This window comes from Rhodococcus sp. NPDC019647 (genome assembly GCF_044389235.1).
GTDB lineage: Bacteria > Actinomycetota > Actinomycetes > Mycobacteriales > Mycobacteriaceae > Rhodococcus_F > Rhodococcus_F oxybenzonivorans.
The window spans coordinates 368364-386049 of the sequence record NZ_JBIRXS010000004.1; the positions used below are offsets into that span (position 1 = coordinate 368364).

17 protein-coding genes are annotated in these 17686 nt (G+C 66.6%); 14 read left to right on the forward strand and 3 right to left on the reverse strand.

Going from position 1 to position 17686, the window contains the following annotated elements:
* Position 1 precedes the first annotated feature (1 nt).
* On the forward strand, positions 2-1957 hold the full coding sequence (locus ACH49N_RS11785; RefSeq protein WP_358272259.1) for an AMP-binding protein: 1956 nt from the start codon (positions 2-4) through the stop codon (positions 1955-1957).
* Between the two features lie 73 nt (positions 1958-2030).
* On the opposite strand, the gene ACH49N_RS11790 is transcribed toward ACH49N_RS11785, so the two are convergent.
* Positions 2031-2792, reverse strand: coding sequence for a FadR/GntR family transcriptional regulator (locus tag ACH49N_RS11790; RefSeq protein ID WP_358272258.1), 762 nt, complete (start codon positions 2790-2792; stop codon positions 2031-2033).
* Positions 2793-2909: 117 nt separating this feature from the next.
* On the opposite strand from ACH49N_RS11790, the gene ACH49N_RS11795 reads away from it, so the two are divergent.
* The 13 genes from ACH49N_RS11795 (at position 2910) to ACH49N_RS11855 (ending at position 15797) form a co-directional block, all read left to right on the forward strand.
* The gene (locus tag ACH49N_RS11795; RefSeq protein WP_358272256.1) at positions 2910-3986 is read left to right on the forward strand and encodes an acyl-CoA dehydrogenase; all 1077 of its coding nucleotides are present in this window, start codon (positions 2910-2912) and stop codon (positions 3984-3986) included.
* 72 nt (positions 3987-4058) lie between these two features.
* A complete protein-coding gene (locus ACH49N_RS11800; RefSeq protein ID WP_109334153.1) occupies positions 4059-5225 on the forward strand; it encodes an acyl-CoA dehydrogenase family protein in 1167 nt (388 codons plus the stop codon).
* Positions 5225-5974 (forward strand): SDR family NAD(P)-dependent oxidoreductase, encoded by a 750-nt coding sequence (locus ACH49N_RS11805; RefSeq protein ID WP_213575989.1) that lies wholly within the window; start codon positions 5225-5227, stop codon positions 5972-5974. Before ACH49N_RS11800 ends, ACH49N_RS11805 begins: the two co-directional genes overlap by 1 nt.
* Entirely contained in the window at positions 5974-7167 is a 1194-nt protein-coding gene (locus ACH49N_RS11810) for a thiolase family protein (RefSeq protein WP_358272255.1), read from the forward strand. The genes ACH49N_RS11805 and ACH49N_RS11810 overlap by 1 nt, the downstream gene beginning before the upstream one ends.
* Positions 7167-8405, forward strand: a complete 1239-nt coding sequence (locus ACH49N_RS11815; RefSeq protein WP_358272253.1) for an acetyl-CoA hydrolase/transferase C-terminal domain-containing protein — start codon at positions 7167-7169, stop codon at positions 8403-8405. The genes ACH49N_RS11810 and ACH49N_RS11815 overlap by 1 nt, the downstream gene beginning before the upstream one ends.
* 19 nt (positions 8406-8424) lie before the next feature.
* A complete protein-coding gene (locus tag ACH49N_RS11820) occupies positions 8425-9348 on the forward strand; it encodes a hydroxymethylglutaryl-CoA lyase (protein WP_358272252.1) in 924 nt (307 codons plus the stop codon).
* Between the two features lie 45 nt (positions 9349-9393).
* Entirely contained in the window at positions 9394-10152 is a 759-nt protein-coding gene (locus ACH49N_RS11825) for an SDR family NAD(P)-dependent oxidoreductase (protein WP_213575993.1), read from the forward strand.
* Positions 10153-10256: 104 nt separating this feature from the next.
* Complete coding sequence (gene menB, locus ACH49N_RS11830) at positions 10257-11114, forward strand: 1,4-dihydroxy-2-naphthoyl-CoA synthase (RefSeq protein WP_358272250.1); 858 nt, start codon at positions 10257-10259, stop codon at positions 11112-11114.
* Between the two features lie 64 nt (positions 11115-11178).
* The gene (locus ACH49N_RS11835; RefSeq protein ID WP_358272249.1) at positions 11179-11964 is read left to right on the forward strand and encodes an enoyl-CoA hydratase-related protein; all 786 of its coding nucleotides are present in this window, start codon (positions 11179-11181) and stop codon (positions 11962-11964) included.
* Between the two features lie 5 nt (positions 11965-11969).
* Positions 11970-12944: an EamA family transporter gene (locus tag ACH49N_RS11840; RefSeq protein ID WP_358272247.1), complete on the forward strand. Its 975-nt coding sequence runs from the start codon at positions 11970-11972 to the stop codon at positions 12942-12944.
* Positions 12945-13059: 115 nt separating this feature from the next.
* Positions 13060-13869 carry an enoyl-CoA hydratase-related protein gene (locus ACH49N_RS11845; RefSeq protein ID WP_358272245.1) on the forward strand — a complete coding sequence of 270 codons (810 nt, stop codon included), beginning with the start codon at positions 13060-13062 and terminating at the stop codon, positions 13867-13869.
* A 5-nt stretch (positions 13870-13874) separates the two neighbouring features.
* Complete coding sequence (locus ACH49N_RS11850; protein WP_317767248.1) at positions 13875-14726, forward strand: enoyl-CoA hydratase/isomerase family protein; 852 nt, start codon at positions 13875-13877, stop codon at positions 14724-14726.
* Between the two features lie 36 nt (positions 14727-14762).
* Positions 14763-15797: a phosphotransferase family protein gene (locus tag ACH49N_RS11855; RefSeq protein WP_358272243.1), complete on the forward strand. Its 1035-nt coding sequence runs from the start codon at positions 14763-14765 to the stop codon at positions 15795-15797.
* A gap of 54 nt (positions 15798-15851) precedes the next feature.
* Here the strand turns inward: ACH49N_RS11855 and ACH49N_RS11860 are convergent, their stop codons facing one another.
* The gene (locus ACH49N_RS11860) at positions 15852-16661 is read right to left on the reverse strand and encodes a PaaI family thioesterase (RefSeq protein ID WP_358272241.1); all 810 of its coding nucleotides are present in this window, start codon (positions 16659-16661) and stop codon (positions 15852-15854) included.
* Between the two features lie 102 nt (positions 16662-16763).
* Positions 16764-17660, reverse strand: a complete 897-nt coding sequence (locus ACH49N_RS11865; RefSeq protein ID WP_061700710.1) for an SDR family oxidoreductase — start codon at positions 17658-17660, stop codon at positions 16764-16766.
* Between the last annotated feature and the right edge of the window lie 26 nt (positions 17661-17686).

The window sequence follows — 17686 nt, forward strand, 5'->3', positions numbered from 1 at the left end:
CGTGTCCGACTACACCTGGCACCCCACCGACGAGTACGTCGAGAACGCGAACGTCACGCGGCTCGCCCGCGCCCACGGCCTCCCGGGCCTCGCCGAGCTCCGCGCCCGCTCCGTCGCCGATGTGCGGTGGTACTGGGACGCGGTGGTCCGCGATCTGGGTCTGCCGTTCCAGTCGCCGTACCACGAGGTTCTCGACACCTCCCGCGGAATCGAGCATCCGGACTGGTTCGTCGGCGGCAGGACGAACGTCGTCGACGCATGTCTTGAGCGTTGGCTCGCCGACCCGGCCGCCGCCGATCGGGTGGCCGTGGCCCACGAAGCAGAGGACGGGGTCGTCCGCAGCCTGTCGTACCGCGAGCTCGCAGCGGACGTCGAACGGGCAGCGGCGGGCCTGCGCGAGCTCGGCGTCGGCAAGGGCGACGCCGTCGCCCTCTTCCTGCCGATGATTCCCGAGGCGGTGGTGTCGGTGTATGCGGTCGCGCGGCTCGGTGCGGTCCTCGTTCCGCTCTTCTCAGGCTTCGCGCCGAATGCGATCGCGTCCCGCATCCAGGACGCGGACGCGAAGGTGGTGATCGTCGCGGACGGAACCGTGCGGCGTCGCAAGACCGTCACGATGAAGCCGGCGCTCGACGAAGCGCTGGCCGTCTGCCCGACGGTGCAATCGGTCGTCGTGGTCGAGAATGTCGGTGCCCCTGTAGATTCCACCGCACGCGACATCGCCTGGGCGAAGCTTCTCGGGAACGGCGGTGACCCGGGTCCGATCGAGGCGATGGACGCGAACGCGCCGTTCGCGCTGGCCTACACGTCCGGTACGACCGGCAAGCCGAAGGGAGCCGTCCACACCCACGCCGGGTTCCTCGTGAAGACTGCCAGCGAGGTCGCGTACTCGTTCGATCTGAAACCCGGTGGCGCCTTCTGCTGGATCACCGACATGGGCTGGATCATGGGGCCGCTGTCGATCGTCGGCACCCACGCCAACGGTGGAACTCTCGTTCTCTACGAAGGCTCCCCGGACGTACCGGACACGGACCGACTGTGGCAGCTCGTGCAGCGACATGGGGTGACGATGCTGGGCGTCTCCCCGACGCTGATCCGCACCCTTCGTGGACGGGAGACGGATGTCGCGGCACGATACGACTTGTCCTCGGTGCACACGATCGGGTCGACCGGTGAGCCGTGGGACCCGGACTCGTACGACTGGCTGGCGAAGGACGTCTTCGGTGGGCGCGTACCGGTCATCAACTTTTCCGGGGGCACGGAGGTCGGCGGGTCGTTTCTCGCGCCGTACCCGGTGGAACCGATCCACAGCTGTTCACTGGGCGGGCCCTCGCTGGGTATGGACGTCGACGTCGTCGACGACGCAGGACGCTCGCTGCGCGGCGAACAGGGCGAACTCGTTTGCCGGCAACCGTGGCCGTCGATGACGCGCGGGGTGTGGAAGGACGAGGAACGCTATCTGGAGGCGTATTGGTCGACGTTCCCCGGTATGTGGCGGCACGGCGACTACGCGCTCGTCGACGACGACGGCCAGTGGTACATCCGGGGCCGTTCGGACGACGTGATGAACGTGGCCGGGAAGCGGCTTGCGCCCGCGGAGGTCGAGGCGGTGCTCACCGCACATCCGGCGGTGTCCGAGGCGGCGGCGGTCGGTGTCCCGGACCCGAAGAAGGGTGAGGCGGTGTGGGCGTTCTGGGTGCCTCGCGCGGACGCGGTCGGTGACACGGCGGACATCTCGGCCGAGTTGATTGCCAGTGTGGCTGCCGAACTCGGAAAACCGTTCGCGCCCAGTGTGGTACACCGCGTATCGCGGTTGCCGAAGACCCGGTCGGCGAAGATCCTGCGCCGCGCGGTGCGCGCCGCCGCGCTGGGTACCGATCCCGGTGACTTGTCAGGTGCGGAGAACCCGGAGGCCGTGGACGAAATCCGCGCCGTGGTGACCGCCAGTTCGGCGACGTGACAGCGACGAGGGCCCCACACCGGCACACGGTGCGGGGCCCTCGCAGCTACTCGATGATGTTATGCAGCGATGTTCATTCGTCGAGCAGAATGTCGGTGCGCTGCTCGAAGTCCTTGATCGACTCGGCGTAGGAGTGGACGTGCCGGCTCATGCGCCGCACGGCAGCATCGGCGTCCTTGTCCCGGATGGCCTTGGTGACCGAGCGGTGGGCCCGGACGGTGATCTCGCGAACCTTGTCGTCGATGAAACCTTCGTTTTCCGTTGCGGCATAGATGGCGCGCGACAGCGAGATCATGAGACCCGACAACAGTTCGTTGTGACTGGCGCTCGCGACGGCGACGTGCCAATCGATGTTCGCCTGGAGGAAGGCATCGAGGCTGTCGCCTGCGACGGCGATATCGTCGTTGGCGGCATCGAGTCGAGCGAGATCCTCGTCGGTGCGATGCCGGGCGGCGAGTTGAGCGCAGAAGGGCTCGATCGCCTCGCGGGTCTCGAGCAATGCAGCGAGACGGATCTGGCGGCCGCGGATGAGCAGGGCCACCGTGTCCGCCATGGACTGTTCGCCCGGACGCTGAACGAAGGCGCCTCCGGCTCGTCCCGCCTTGATGCGCACGAGTCCCTGCACCTCGAGGATGCGGAGGGCTTCGCGCACGGTGGTGCGGCTCATCTTGGTCTGGACGACGAGTTCGCGCTCCGGCGGCAACGGTGTGCCTTCGACGTAGTCCCCGCTGAGAATGCGCTCGCGCAGCTCGTTCGCGAGGACATCCGACGCCTTCGGAACCTCCATCGGGGTCAACTGAATGGAGGAACGTCCGTTCCGGATGGTGTTCGGCACGGCTGGTGGCATGGTTCCCCGCCCTCTCTGGTCTAACGGTCAGACCTAATATACCATTGTGTTCTCGCTGCGGTCGTATTGCAGCCTATTCTTCGTCTCATCGGGAGGACCAGTTCTATGCGCTGGGAGCTGTCAGAAGAGCAGGAAATGTTCACCGAAGCCCTCGGCGGCTGGCTCGAGCGGTTCGCCGCTCCGGCAAAAGTCCGCAAGTGGGGTGAATCGGGAGATCCTGCCGAGTTCGAGCAAAGATTCGTCGAGGAAGGCTGGTTCTCCGCCGGCCTCGCCGAAGACATCGGCGGTCAGGGCGGTGGATTACTCGAACTGGCGTTGACCGCCGAGGCGCTGGCCCGGTACGCCGCGCCGTCGAGCGCCTGGACCGCGTCAGTCCTCGCTGCCCCCCTCCTGCCCGCCGACGTCGCCACCGACGTGCTGTCGGGGGAGGGGTTCGCGGCAGTCGCCGTCGATTCGACCCGGCCGTTCTCTGTCACCGACTCGGTGCGCGCCGACTCGAGTGGCACGCTGACCGGTCGTGTCCCGGTGGTACTCGGCGCAGAACGAGCAAAACTGCTGGTCGTCCCGGCGGTGGATGTCGACGGACAGGTCGCCCTCTACCTTGTCCGCGTCGACGACCCTGGCGTCACGGTGAAGTCGCGGCGCTTCCTCGATCCGTCTCGCGCTGCCGCGGATGTCCTGTTCGAGGGCGGCGCCGGACAGCGCCTTGACGGCGAGGCGGCGACGGCCCTCGAAGACGTCGGACTCCGCGCGGCCGTGCTCGTGGCCGCGGACGCGCTCGGTGCGATGGATCGCATGCTGCATCTCGCGGTCGACTACAGCAAACAACGCCAGCAGTTCGGAGTGCCGATCGGCTCGTTCCAGGCCGTGAAGCACGCTGCTGCAGGCATTCTCGTCTCCGTCGAGGCCGGCCGCTCCATTGCCTACTACGCCGCGGCGTCGGTGGATCTCGGTCTCGGCGATCGCGCGATGCATGCCGCGGTCGCGAAGGCCCAGGTGCCGCGGAATGCGGTGCAGGCGGCCGACAGTGCCCTCGTGATGCACGGCGCGATCGGTTACACGTGGGAACACGACCTGCACCTGTACTACAAGCGCGCCAAGCTCGACGAAAAGCTGTTCGGTGGCCCGGACGTGTGGAACGAGCGGCTCGCCCGGGATCTGCCGCTGTTGCCCGCGGTCTGATCCACCGTTGACTTTTTGGTCTGTCCTTTAGTAACTTAAGTCCAAACGGATTCGACGACGATGGGACGTGCTGTGGACTTTGATCTGACCGAGGATCAGGCAACGATCCGAGGAGCGGTGCGAGAGCTGGCCGGCAAGTTCGACGAGCAGTACTGGGTGGAAAAGGACAGCGAGCACGAGTTCCCCACCGAGTTCTACGACGCGTTCGCCAAGGGCGGCTGGCTCGGCATCACCACGCCCGAGGCGTACGGCGGGCACGGTATGGGTATCACCGAGGCCTCGATCCTGCTGGAGGAAGTTGCCGCTTCCGGCGCCGGCATGAACGGCGCGAGTTCGATGCACCTGTCGATCTTCGGTATGCACCCCGTGATCGTGCACGGCTCCGAGGAACTCAAGCAGCGCACCCTTCCGCGGATCGTCGACGGCGATCTGCACGTATGCTTCGGCGTCACCGAGCCCGGCGCCGGATTGGACACCACCAAGATCACCACCTTCGCGCGACGCGAGGGCGACAAGTACATCGTCAACGGCCGCAAGGTCTGGATCTCCAAGGCGATGGAGTCGGAGAAGATTCTTCTCCTCACCCGCACTACGAAGTTCGAGGATGCGAAGAAGAAGACGGACGGCCTGACGCTGTTCCTCACCGACCTGGACCGCTCGAAGGTCGACATTCGCCCGATCAAGAAAATGGGGCGCAACGCGGTCACGTCGAACGAATTGTTCATCGACAACCTCGAAATTCCCGTCGAGGACCGGGTGGGCGAGGAGGGCAAGGGCTTCAAGTACATTCTCGACGGCCTCAACCCGGAGCGCATGCTGGTGGCGTCCGAGGCGCTCGGTATCGGCCGGGCCGCTCTTCGCCGGGGCGTCCAGTACGCCAACGAGCGTGAGGTATTCGGTCGCCCCATCGGCATGAATCAGGGTTTGCAGTTCCCGCTCGCGGATTCCCTCGCTCGCCTCGACGCCGCCGAACTCGTCCTGCGTAAGGCGACGTGGCTCTACGACAACGGAAAGCCGTGCGCCCGCGAAGCCAACATGGCCAAGTACCTGTGCGCCGACGCCGGATTCCAAGCCGCCGACCGCGCCCTCCAGACCCATGGCGGCATGGGCTACTCGGAGGAATACCACGTGGCCCGGTACTTCCGCGAAGCCCGCCTCACCAAGATCGCCCCGCTCAGCCAGGAGATGGTTCTCAACTACCTCGGCGAGCACGTCCTCGGCCTCCCCAGGAGCTACTGATGTTCGAACTCACCGGAAAGTCCGCACTCGTCACCGGTGCGGGTAGTGGAATCGGCGCCTCGGTGGCGCATGCCTACGCGCGAGCAGGTGCGGCGGTGCTCGTCACCGACGTAGACGCCGATGCCGCGGCGGCCGTGGCAGCGGAGATCACCTCGGCAGGCGGTGCTGCGAAGTCCGCGGCCCTCGACGTCCGCAACGGCGATCAGGCGGCGGCTGCGGCGGAGCAGGCCGCCGCTCTGAACGACGGCACCCTGAACATTCTGGTCAACAACGCGGGTGCCATCGCGCCGGCGATGTTCCCGAATCTCGAAGAAGAGGACTTCCGCCGCATCGTCGACATCCACCTCGTCGGCAGCTTCGTCTGCAGTAAGGCCGCCCTGCCGTACCTGCCGTCCGATGGCAGCGGCCGCATCATCAACGTGACCTCCGCCGCCGGACTCCAGGGCACCATCGGGCAGGCCAACTACGGTGCCGCGAAGGCGGGCATCATCGGACTCACGAAGTCGCTGGCGCGTGAACTCGCCAAGAAGCAGATCACGGTCAACGCGATCGCGCCGCTCGCCGCCACCAAGATGACGGCGAACATCCGCAGCAACGAGAAGCTTGCCGCGAAAACGCTTGCGCGAATTCCGTTGGGCCGCTGGGCAGAGCCGGACGAGATCTCGTCGAGCTTCGTGTTCTTCGCGTCAGCCGGCGCGTCGTACATCACGGGCCAGGTACTGCCCGTCGACGGCGGAACGGTGATCTGATGGCCGAGAAGCGCAACCCCTTCCAACGTTCCGCCCGCGAGGTCGTCATCGCGGAAGCGGCCCGCACTCCGATGGGCAAGTCGCACCCCGAGCGTGGCTGGTTCCGCGACACCCACCCCAACGACATGCTCGGCGCGGTGTACACCGACCTGATCCGCCGCAGCGGCCTCGACCCGGCCGTCGTCGAGGACCTCGTGATCGGCTGCACCGCACCGTTCGGCGAGCAGTCCCGAAACATCGGCCGCAACGCCTGGCTGCAGGTGGGCTACCCGCCGGAGGTGCCGGCCGTGGTGCTGGACCGCCGTTGCGGGTCTGCGCAAACCGCGGTCGAGATGGGCGCTGCGCTGGTCGGCTCCGGCACCCACGACGTCGTCCTCGCCGGTGGTGTCGAGCACATGGGACACGTGCCGATCACCTCACCCGCGAAGATCTCCGAACTGTACGGCGACCCGTGGCCGGAAGCGCTGCGTGAGCGCTACGACTTCGTGCACCAGGGTGAGAGCGCCGAACTCATCGCGGATCGGTGGGGAATTTCCCGGCAGGAGATGGACGAGTTCGCCGTCCGGTCTCATCGTCTCGCGACCGAGGCCATCGAGGCCGGTCGCTTCGACACCGAGATGATTCCTCTCGACCTCGCCGGTGAGACGCGTGCCACCGACCAGACGGTCCGTCCCGGAACGACTCTGGACAGCCTCGCGGGCCTGAAGACCGCGTTCCGCAAGGACGGCCGCATCACGGCGGGCAGTTCGTCGCCGATCTCGGACGGGGCTTCCGGTGTGCTGCTCGCCTCCCGGGAGGCGGTCGATGCCCACGGACTCCGTGCGCGGGCCCGTATCCTCGATCAGACCACCGTCGGGGTCGATCCGATCATCATGCTGACCGGCCCGATCCCGGCGACCCAGAAGTTGCTCGACCGCAACGGGATGAGCATCGACGACATCGATCTCTTCGAGGTCAACGAGGCGTTCAGTTCGGTCGTCCTCGCCTGGGAGCGGGAGCTGAAGCCGGACATGGACCGGGTCAACGTCAACGGCGGCGCGATCGCGCTCGGGCACCCCGTCGGTGCGACGGGTGCGCGTCTCATCGCCACGATCGTCGCGGAACTCGAGCGGCGTGACGCCGAAATCGGCTTGGTAACAATGTGCTGCGGTGGCGGTCTGGGAACGGCGACCCTGATTCAGCGGATCGGCTGATGATCGACCTGACGCAGCACATCCGGCCCGGCGACGGGATCTGGTGGAGCCAGACGAGCGCGGAACCCACCCCGCTCGTCCACGCCCTGCTCGACCAGGTGTCGTCGATCGGCCCCGTCCGGGCCTTCGTCGGGCTGACCTGGAATCGGCGGCTGACGAGCGAACCGCCGGACGAGTTGTCCATCGTCTCCTACGGTGGCCTTGGTGAACTGCGTCGCCTCGCCCACCTCGAGGTCGTGCCCTGCCACTACGGGGCCTTGCCGCGGCTGTTCGCCGAACGGCGGTTGCCCTGTGACGTGGGCTTCGTGCAGGTGTCACCGCCGGACTCTGCCGGAAACTGCTCGCTCGGGGTCGGTGTCGACTACATTGCCGATGCCCTCGATCACACACCGGTCCTCATCGCCGAGATCAACCGTCGCATGCCCGTCACTCTCGGGGCACCGAAGATTCCGCTGTCGCGGTTCGCCGCGGTGGTCGAGACCGACCGGCCGTTGCTCGAGGCGCCGGACCGCGAGCCCGCGGACGTGGAACTGGCGATAGCACGGAACGTCGCCGATCTGGTGGCGGACGGCGACACGATCCAGATCGGCGTCGGGACGTTGCCGTCCGCCGTCCTCACCGCTCTCGCGGGACACAAGGACCTCGGACTGCATTCCGGCATGATCTCCGATGCTGCGCTGCGACTGATCGACCGAGGTGTGCTGACCGGGGCGCGGAAAGAAATCGACCCGGGACTACACGTGACGGGCGCCGCGCTCGGAACGGCCACACTCTACGACCGGCTTCCCGGGCTTCCGGTGGCGTTCCGGCCGGCGAGCTATACCCATGCACCGCAAATTCTTTCGCAACTGAAGTCGTTCGTGTCCATCAACTCGGCGATCGAGGTCGACCTCACCGGTCAGGTCGGCGCGGAGCTCCGCAACACGACCTACGCCGGTGCGGTCGGGGGCCAGGTGGACTTCTCGCGGGCCGCGGCGATGACCGGCGGCCGCTCCATCATCGCGATGCGCGCCGATTCCCGCGGGGAGTCGACGATCAAAACAGCCCTCGAGTACGGCGCGGTGACCACCGCCCGCGCGGACGTCGACTTCGTGGTCACCGAATACGGTGCCGCGGCGCTGCGCGGATGTTCCCTCGGTGAGCGCGCGCGCCGCATGATTGCCGTGGCGGCACCGGAACACCGCGCGAGTCTGGAATTCGATCTCGAGGAATACGACCTTGCATCCACAGCGGAGTGAGGGGAAAGGAGTCGACGCCATGACGCGTCCCCAGCGGGTCCAGATCCGGGAGGTCGGACCGCGTGACGGTTTCCAGAACGAACCGGAACACATCCCGACCGACGACAAGGTGCGGTTGATCAATGCTCTCGGGAGGGCGGGGTTCACACGGATCGAGGTGGCCAGTTTCGTGCGTCCGGACGTAATCCCGCAGCTCGCGGACGGCGTCGAGGTTCTCGAGCGCATCGAGGTCCCCGAAGAGACGAAGCTGATGGTGCTCGTCCCCAACACCAAGGGCCTCGAGAACGCCCTGAAGGTGCGCGACAAGTTCCACGAGGTCGCGATCTTCGTCAGCGCGTCGGAGACCCACAACAAGAAGAACGTCAATCGGACTGTCGACGAAACGATGGCGGACAACGACGTCATGGCCAAACGGATCGTCGCCGAGGGCCTCGACTGCGCCGCCGTGATCGCGACGTCGTTCGGCTGCCCGTTCGAGGGCAAGGTCGACCTGACCCGGGTGCTCGACCTCGCCGAACGGTTCGCGGACGCCGGCGCCACCGAGATCGGCTTCGGCGATACCACGGGCATGTGCAACCCGGCGTACGCCTCAGAATTCTTCTCGGCAGCGCTCGATCGGCTGCCCGGCGTCGAGGTGACCGCCCACTTCCACAACACCCGCGGTCAGGGCCTTGCCAATGCATACGCGGCCCTCGAAGCAGGTTGCGCGAGCTTCGAATCGAGCTTCGGGGAGCTGGGTGGCTGCCCCGTTCCGGCGGGCTCGACCGGCAACATCGCCACCGAGGACCTGGTGAGCATGTTCCACGAAATGGGCGTCGAGACGGGCCTCGACCTTCCTCGCGTCATCGACGCGGCCCGTGAAGCGCAGAGTGTGCTCGGCCGCAAGCTCACCAGTCATTCGATCGTCGCAGGCCCCATCGAGTGGGCATCGAGCCTGCGCTGACGTCGACCGAACCTCGAACAACGACACACACAATCGGAGAAGAACATGAGTAATCGAGTTGCATTCGTGACCGGCGGTGCGCAGGGCATCGGCAAGGGCATTTCCGACGCACTGGGTGCTGCCGGCTTCCGCGTCGCGGTCGCCGACCTCAATCTGGAGGTCGCCGAGAAGACCGCGGCCGGCATCCGCGACGCCGGTGGCCAGGCGATCGCCGTCCCCGTCGACGTCACCGACACCGCATCGGTGCAGGCGGCGGTGAAGCAGGTCGCCGAGCAGTTCGGCCCGGTCGAGATCGTCGTGAACAACGCCGGCTGGGACGACTTCATGCCGTTCCTGAAGACGGACGAGGCTTTCTGGGACCGGATCCTCGACATCAACTTCAAGGGTCAGCTCCGTGTTATTCAGGCGACTGTCCCGGGCATGGTCGAGCGCGGCTGGGGCCGTGTCATCAACATCGGTTCCGACGCGGGCCGTGTCGGCTCTTCGCTCGAGGCCGTGTACTCGGGCGCCAAGGGTGGCATCATCGCCTTCACCAAGACCCTCGCCCGTGAGGTCGCGACCAAGGGTGTCACCGCGAACACCGTGTGCCCCGGCCCCACCGATACTCCGGCGCTGCGCAAGTTCGCCGACAGCTCCGGCCAGGATGCCGACAAGGTGATCGGAGGCATGACCCGCGCCGTGCCGATGAAGCGTCTCGGCAAGGCGGAAGACATCGGCGCGGCGGTGGCGTACTTTGCCTCCGACGCAGCGGAATTCGTCACCGGCCAGACCCTGTCCGTCAGCGGTGGCCTGACAATGTCCTGACGGTTGTACGGACACGAAGGTGCGGCTCGGTTTCCGGGTCGCACCTTCGGCAGTCGCAGGCTCAGTCGATAACGATCGTTAGCGCGTGTGCCTATGATCGCTGTATGACGAACAACGGTGATGCAACGAATTTCGTGTCCTGGACAGCAGTCGGTGAGTTCGAGGAGATCCGATACGAGCACAGTGGTGACGGGATCGCGAAGATCACGATCTGCCGTCCGGAGGTACGCAACGCGTTCCGGCCACAGACGCTGATGGAAATCTCCGAGGCGCTGGTCGACGCCCGCGAAGACTCCTCGGTCGGCGTGATCGTGCTGACGGGGGAGGGGCCCGACGCCTTCTGCTCGGGCGGCGATCAGCGGGTGCGCGGCGACACCGGCTACCTCACCGAGCCAGGCAAGGCGGGCAGCGTCGGACGTTTCCACGTCACGGATCTGCAGATTCAGATCCGGCGCCTGCCGAAGCCGGTGGTGGCCATGGTCGCTGGTTACGCGATCGGCGGCGGGCACATCCTGCACCTGGTCTGTGACCTCACGATCGCGGCGGACAACGCCCGGTTCGGTCAGGTGGGCCCGAAGGTGGGGTCGTTCGACGGCGGCTACGGCGCGGGGTTGCTCGCGGAACTGGTCGGGGTGAAGAAGGCCAAGGAGATCTGGTTCCTGTGCCGGCAGTACGACGCGCAGCAGGCACGCGAGATGGGTTTGGTCAATACCGTTGTTCCCCTCGCCGACCTGGAGCGGGAAACGGTGCAGTGGTGTCGCGAGATGCTCGAGCTTTCGCCGTTTGCGCTCCGGCTCATGAAGGCGAGTTTCAATGCGGCCGAGGACGGTCTGGCGGGCATTCAGCAACTCGCTCACGACGCGAATTTGCTCTTCTACTCGACGGAGGAGGCTAAAGAGGGGCGCGAGGCGTATAAGGCCAAGCGGCGCCCGGAGTTCGACAAGTTCCCGCGTCGTCCCTGATCTTCCATTTCGGTCTGATAATTAGTATGATTGGGTCAATACAGGACCGAGAAGGATGGTGTGCATGTCGGAAACCGCAACGCCCGCAGTCGTGTGGAGCGACGTCGAGGCCGGCGTCATGACGATCACGTTGCAACGCAGGCCGGCGAACGCTCTCGGTTTGCCGATCATCGACGGTCTGAACGAGGCACTCGACGCAGCGGACGCCGACGGCTCCGTGAAGGTGGTCGTCGTCCGCTCGGATATTCCCGGCTTCTTCGCGGCCGGCGCCGACATCAAGCACATGTCGGCCGTCGACGCGGAATCCTTCACGGCGTATGGCGATCGGCTTCGGAGTGCGCTCGACCGGCTCGCATCGGCCGACCGAATTTCGATCGCCGCGGTGGACGGCCTCGCGCTGGGCGGCGGCCTCGAACTCGCGATGGCATGCACGCTGCGGGTCGGTGGTGCGGACGCCAAGTTCGGATTGCCCGAGGTGAAGCTGGGGCTGATTCCCGGAGCGGGTGGGACGCAGCGCCTTCCGCGTCTGGTCGGTCGCGGCCGTGCCCTCGACATCATGCTGAGCGCCCGCCAGGTGCTCGCTCCCGAGGCGCACGCGATCGGCTTGATCGATCGCCTCGTCGAGGCAGGCGCCGCCACGGAGGCCGCGCTGGCTCTCGCCACCGAGTTGTGCACGATGTCGCTGCCCGCGCAGCGCGCCGTCATCCGCACGGTCGACGCATCGTTCGACACGCCACTCGAGGAGGGCTTCCGGTTCGAGGTGGCCCAGGAGCAGGATCTGTTCGAGAACGGAGAGGCGAAGGAAGGCATCACGGCCTTCCTGGAGAAGCGCGCTCCGCGCTTCTCCTGAGCGCCATGTCGCCCGGAAGTGTCGGAAGGGGTCCGATCGCGTTCGCACTGTTCCTCGTCTATGTGATCTGGGGATCGGTCTACCTCGCGATCCGTCTGGTCATCGAGGAAGTGCCGCCCCTGGGCTCGATGGGTGTGCGGTTTCTCCTTGCCGGTGCGTTGATGGCTGCCTTCCTGGCCTGTCGCGGCGGCTGGGGGCGGTTGCGCCTCACGTGGCGCGAGGCAGCGGGAGCCGCGTTCCTGGGAGTGCTCCTACTCGCGTGTGGGAACGGCCTGACCTCGGTCGGCCAGTTGCACGGCGTGCCCTCCGGCGTGACGGCGCTCCTCATCGCCATGGTGCCGCTGTGGATTTGTCTCTATCGCACGCTGGGCGGTGACCGCCCGCGGGTGCTCGAGTTGGTAGGTGTCGGCGTGGGGCTGATCGGTCTCGCCGTGCTGGTGTTGCCGCACGGTGGTGGTGGGCAGTCCGGGCTTCCCGTCATCGGGGTGGCGGTCATCGTGCTGTCCAGCCTGTCGTGGTCGTTCGGGTCGTGGATCAAGCCGAGGGTCTGGTTGCCGCAAGACGTGTACGTGACTGCGGCGTACCAGCTTCTGGCGGCAGGAGCGGCCATGTCGCTCGCGTCGGTGGCGACTGGCGAACGGCTGGACGGAATGATCGGACCGAGGGCATGGGGAGCGTTCGGCTACCTGGTCGTCTTCGGCTCGATCATCGGTTTCACGGCGTACGCGTGGCTTTTGCATCACGCTCCTCTGTCGCTGGTGGCCACGCATACCTATGTGAATCCGGTGGTGGCTGTGGCACTCGGGTCCGTTGTTCTCTCCGAACCCGTGACCCCCGCGTTGGTGACCGGGGGAGCGATCGTACTGGTGTCTGTCGTGTTGGTCGTCAGTGCGCATGCCCGGACGCGAGGTCGGGAGGATTCCTCCGCGACCGAATTCAAGGTATTATTATCAGACCAAAAAGCGAGCGGAGGCGCGTAGATGATGCGGGTCGCTGAGAGCCCTCCACAGATACCCGACCATCCGGACGCGCCGCGTCCGGCCACGAACTGAGGGCGATCGCATGGAATCGCCGCACTGGAGAAGGAGTGAACTCGTGACCGAGCCCACGACATGGGAAACGTTCACGCTCGAGCGGCCGGAACCCGGCATCGCCGTCGTGACGTTGAATCGCCCCGAACGCATGAACTCGATGACGACCACCATGTTCGTCGAACTGGAGAAGGTGGCGCTGCAACTGGATCAGGAGGACGACCTCCGCGTCGTGATCCTCACTGGTGCCGGCAAGGCGTTCTGCGGTGGCTTCGACCTCGACGATGCCGACGGACTGTCGTCGTTGACACCGATGGGCATGCTCGACCAGCAGGAACTGGCCGCACGGGCGCTCTCGGCGATCCGCAGCATTCGCGTCCCGGTGATCGCGGCCGTCAACGGTGCGGCCGCCGGTGGCGGGCTGTCCCTTTCGCTTGCCGCCGACATCCGGATTGGTTCGCCGGCCGCACGGTTCAACGCGGCATTCGTACGGATCGGCCTGTCCGCCGGTGATCTAGGCGCCTCCTGGCACCTGCCCCGGCTCATCGGACCGGCGCGGGCAGCGGAGTTCGCCTACACGGGCCGCTTCATCGAGGCCGTCGAGGCGGAGTCGCTCGGACTGCTCAATGCGGTCGTTCCCGCCGAGTCGCTTCTCGACGAGGCGCTCGCGATGGCGCGCCTGATCCGTGCGAATTCGCCTGCCGGGGTGCAGCTGTCGAAGCGGGCGCTCCACGCGAATATGGAGGTGTCGTCGTACGCGGCAGCACTGGAGTTGGAGAACCGGGGTCAGGCGCTGCTCACTCGTGGCGAGGACATGCCCGAGGCGCTGGCTGCGTTCAAAGAGAAGCGCAACCCGAAGTTCACGGGAAGGTGAGCCAGATGACGCAGACCGAAGTGCGGGAGAATACGGCGGTGCTGAGTAACTACGAGCCGCCGCAGCTGGAGACCCTCACCCTCGAGGTGCTCGAGGGCAAGATCGCTGTCCTCACGATCAATCGACCCGACCGAATGAACTCGATGACGGTCAAGATGTTCACGGAGTTCAAGACCGCCGCGTACGCGTTGCGCGACACCGATGCGCGGGCGCTGATCATTCGGGGGGCGGGCGAGCGGTCGTTCTGCGCCGGGTTCGATCTGGACGAGATCCACGTCATCACCGAAATGGGTGTGCGTGAATTCCTGAAGTTCCAGGAGACCGCGACCGGTGGGCTGGCGGCGTTGTACCACCTGCCGTTCCCTGTTATCGCTGCGATTCACGGTGCCGCGGCGGGCGGCGGCCTGGCTCTCGCGCTCGCCGCAGACATCCGCCTCGTGGCGCCGACCGCGAAGTTCAACGCGGCGTTCGTCAAGGTCGGGTTGTCCGTCGGGGAACTGGGCACGTCGTGGAAGCTCACCCGGCTCGTCGGACCGGGCCGGGCGGCGGAAATCGCGTACACCGCGCGTTTCGTCGGCGCCGAGGAAGCCGCCCGGATCGGGCTGGCAAACCGGGTAGTGCCCAGTGAGGACTTGTTCGACGAGGCCGTCGCGGTGGCCGAGGCGATCGCCTCGAATTCCCCTGGCGGCGTTCGGATGTCGAAGCGTGCGCTGCAACGGAACGAGGAAGTGACGTCGTATGCGGCGGCGCTGGAACTGGAGAACCGGGGTCAGGCGTTGCTCACCCGCTGCGCCGACATGCCGGAGGCGCTCGCCGCCTTCAAGGAGAAGCGGGCGCCGCGCTTCACCGGACAGTAGGAACCGACGAATGACCACACGGATGGAGGCGAGCGCATGACCTGGGAATGGACGCCCGACACGCTCGGTGCGCTGGAGACGTTTCTGCGCGAGCGCGGGATCACCGAGGGGCCGCTCACGACTGCGCGTATCGGCGACGGGCATTCCAACCTGACGTTCCTCGTCTCCGACGGGGTGCGTCAGGTGATCGTCCGACGACCGCCTCCGCCGCCCGTCCCGGCGGGCGCCCACGACATGCTGCGGGAGGCGCGCCTTGTCGGCGCCCTCGCCGGCAGTGGCGTGCCGGTGGCGGACGTCCTCGCCGTCGGCCAGACCGGTGACGTGCTCGACGTCCCGTTCTACGTGATGGATTACGTTCCCGGTCCGGTGGTCACTACCGAGACACCGCCGGCGTTGAGCGCCCCCGCGGATCGTCGCCGGATCGGTGAAGCATTGATCGACACTCTCGCCGCACTGCACGCAGTGGACTGGCAGGCGGCCGGGCTGGAGGACATCGGCCGGCCGGACGGGTTCAACGCGCGTCACCTGCGCCGCATGGGCAAACTGGTGGCAGCGGAGGACGGAACACCGCCGCCGGAGTTTGCGGGAATCGACGCGTGGCTCGCCGCTCACGTGCCCGCAGAGTCCGGTGCGGCGATCATCCACAACGACTACCGTATCGGCAACGTCATCCTCGCTCCGGATTCGCCGGGACGCATTGCTGCAGTGCTGGACTGGGAGTTGGCGACGATCGGTGACCCCCTGTTCGACCTCGGGTACTTTCTCGCGTCGTATCCAGTCGACGGGGAGGAACGCACACCGACCGAGGATCTCGCTGTGGCGGTGCTCGAGGAGGGGTATCCCACCCGCGACGAGCTGGCTCAGCGGTACGCGGACGCGACGGGAGCCGACCTGTCGAACCTGTCCTGGTACACCGCGCTGGCCTTGTGGAAGCTGGCGGTGCTGTACGAGTACGGACGTCGTCGAGCTGTCGCCGGAGTCGGCGACCAGTACTACCGCGACGGGTCCCTCGTGCGGGCGTTCCTCGACGCGGCCTACCGCGCCGCGGGATTGGCGCCGTCGGTAGTGTGACGACGAGACTGAGGCGGTCGGTACCTGAGTACCGACCGCCTCAGTCGTGTCGGCTCAGCTGCGATGGCAGGTGACCGTTGCTGTGGTGCAGGTCTTTCCGGTTCGATTGCGTCCGACGACGTGGATGACGGCAAAGCTGCGGCCGCGATAGACCACCCGGGGTGCGAAGGTGATCGGCTCGGTTCCAGGGCTGGGCCGTACGAAGGTCATCGCAATCGACGTCGTCTGGAAATCGGCGTGTGGCGCCACCGCGGAGTGACCGGCGATCTCGGATGCACACAGAAGGACGCCACCGTGAACGTTGCCCAGCGGATTGCAGAGCGAATCCGACGGATCCAGTTCCAGGCCGGCGCAAGCGTTGTCTCGTCGGTGGTGCGCGCCGAGGAGTTCGATGATCGAGGATGCGTTCGCTCGCGAGCGGATGACGTCATCGGAGACGGATCCCGACGGTGAGGCGGCCGCGACGAATCGCAATCGGGCGCTCCCCAGGGCAACGACCCGCCCGCTCTCGTCGACGATTCGGCCGCTCGCCAGACCGCCGGTCGGATCGGTCGTGACGACTTGGCTGTCGGCCTGCAGGATCGATCCGTCGAGCGGTGGGTTGCGGGTGAAGTCGATGTGTAATTCCGTGGTGACGGACCAGTGTCCGGCCGGACATCGCGCGGTGAGCGGGTAGCCGGTCACGTCGTCCATCAGAACGCCGAGGGCGCCGCGGCAGGGCAGCCCGCGCTGGTCGGCCAGCCACGGTCCGCTCGACATTTCCGACCTGCCGTGGGTGCCGTCGCCGGTCACGGGTGCTACCTGGAACAGCGCTTCCACGCCGGTCGCGATGAACGGAGGGGCGGTGATGTTCTCGATCATCATGTCTCTCCTGGGCGGTAGGTGCGAAGTGGAACGAGGGTCACACAGAAGAGGCCTGCCCGCCGGGACCTCGTCGTCACCGGCAGGCAGGCCTCGTAGGTGGGGTCAGACTCCGCGCTGCGCCTTTGCTGCTTCGCTCGCGGCCTTGCTCTTCTCCCGGGCGGTGGCCCAGTCCTCGTTGGTCATCGATGTCAGACCGGCGAAAGTCCCGGGGCCGGCGAGCATCTGACCGCCGTCCATCGCGATGGTCTGGCCGGTGAGGTAGTCGCAGGCGTCCGACAGGAGGAAGGTGGTGAGGTTGGCAAGTTCTTCCATCGTGCCCATTCGGCCCATCGGCACCTGGTCGGCCTGCGTTGCGCCGACTGCACTCTTGTCGGTGGGGTTGAGCATTTCCCACGCGTAGTCGGTCGGAATCGGTCCGGGGGCGAGTGCGTTGAGGCGGATGCCGTATCGGGCCCATTCGACCGCGAGCGACATCGTCATCGAGTGCACGGCAGCTTTCGCCATCGCGGACGGAACGACGAACGCGGATCCGCTCCACACCCAGGTGGTAAGGGTGGACAAGACGACACCCTTGTTGCCGCCTTCGATCCAGCGGCGGCCCGCGGCGTGGGTGGTATTGAAGGACCCGTTCATCACGGTGGAGGTGACGGCCTCGAAGGCGCGTGCGCTGAGCGATTCGGTGGGGGCGATGAAGTTCGCGGCGGCGTTGTTGATGACGCCGGTCAGTGGTCCGTGAAGCGTCCAGATCTCGTCCATGGCCGCCGATACGAGGTCAGCCTTGCGGACATCGACGGTCTGCCAGTGGACCGAGCCCGGACGGGAGACGGACGCCTCCGCCGCGGCTTCCTCGAGGACAGCGGGCCGACGGCCCCACAGATGAACTTCGGCTCCGTGATCGACGAGGTGCCGGGCGACGCCGCGGCCGAGCCCGGTGCCGCCGCCGGTGATCAGCACGCGCTTGCCGGCGAGGGCGTCGGGAGTGAAGGGAGAAGTGGTCATGGAATGGTCCTATGGTCGGGAACGAG

Coding starts and splice junctions, on each gene's coding strand:
- ACH49N_RS11840 (WP_358272247.1), top strand. CDS start 11,970: ATGTCGCCCGGAAGTGTCGGAAGGGGTCCGATCGCGTTCGCACTGTTC.
- ACH49N_RS11825 (WP_213575993.1), top strand. CDS start 9,394: ATGAGTAATCGAGTTGCATTCGTGACCGGCGGTGCGCAGGGCATCGGC.
- ACH49N_RS11815 (WP_358272253.1), top strand. CDS start 7,167: ATGATCGACCTGACGCAGCACATCCGGCCCGGCGACGGGATCTGGTGG.
- ACH49N_RS11820 (WP_358272252.1), top strand. CDS start 8,425: ATGACGCGTCCCCAGCGGGTCCAGATCCGGGAGGTCGGACCGCGTGAC.
- ACH49N_RS11835 (WP_358272249.1), top strand. CDS start 11,179: ATGTCGGAAACCGCAACGCCCGCAGTCGTGTGGAGCGACGTCGAGGCC.
- ACH49N_RS11795 (WP_358272256.1), top strand. CDS start 2,910: ATGCGCTGGGAGCTGTCAGAAGAGCAGGAAATGTTCACCGAAGCCCTC.
- ACH49N_RS11850 (WP_317767248.1), top strand. CDS start 13,875: ATGACGCAGACCGAAGTGCGGGAGAATACGGCGGTGCTGAGTAACTAC.
- menB (WP_358272250.1), top strand. CDS start 10,257: ATGACGAACAACGGTGATGCAACGAATTTCGTGTCCTGGACAGCAGTC.
- ACH49N_RS11860 (WP_358272241.1), bottom strand. CDS start 16,661: ATGATGATCGAGAACATCACCGCCCCTCCGTTCATCGCGACCGGCGTG.
- ACH49N_RS11855 (WP_358272243.1), top strand. CDS start 14,763: ATGACCTGGGAATGGACGCCCGACACGCTCGGTGCGCTGGAGACGTTT.
- ACH49N_RS11865 (WP_061700710.1), bottom strand. CDS start 17,660: ATGACCACTTCTCCCTTCACTCCCGACGCCCTCGCCGGCAAGCGCGTG.
- ACH49N_RS11810 (WP_358272255.1), top strand. CDS start 5,974: ATGGCCGAGAAGCGCAACCCCTTCCAACGTTCCGCCCGCGAGGTCGTC.
- ACH49N_RS11805 (WP_213575989.1), top strand. CDS start 5,225: ATGTTCGAACTCACCGGAAAGTCCGCACTCGTCACCGGTGCGGGTAGT.